This is a genomic window from Pantoea sp. SIMBA_079, assembly GCF_046940275.1.
GTDB classification, from domain to species: domain Bacteria; phylum Pseudomonadota; class Gammaproteobacteria; order Enterobacterales; family Enterobacteriaceae; genus Pantoea; species Pantoea borealis.
Map to the genome: position 1 here is coordinate 1 of NZ_JAWRYR010000605.1, position 254 is coordinate 254.

General features: G+C 55.5%; 2 pseudogenes. Both read right to left on the reverse strand.

Annotation, left to right across the window (positions count from 1 at the left end):
• A pseudogene (locus SB719_RS21360) lies at positions 1–88 on the reverse strand (hypothetical protein); the annotation flags it as partial.
• Positions 89–90: 2 nt separating this feature from the next.
• A pseudogene (locus SB719_RS21365) lies at positions 91–254 on the reverse strand (phage tail protein); the annotation flags it as partial.

Below are 254 nucleotides of genomic sequence, written 5' to 3' on the forward strand. Positions count from 1 at the left end.
CGTCACCGTTGTTGCTGCCGGCGATGATGCCCGGGTGATTGCCCACGCGCTCTATCAGGTCGATATTTCTGGTTGGATTGAATGTAATCCTCAGTTAATCAGCCCGTGCGATCGCAATGCATCCTCAAGTGCCTTAACGCGCTGCCTTGCCTCTCTGAGACCATTGGCCAGAGCCTGCACCTGAGCCTGAGGATAGGTTGTGCCAATGGTGTAGCTGGTGTCAGCCGCAAATGATCCCTTAAGACCGGTGCCAC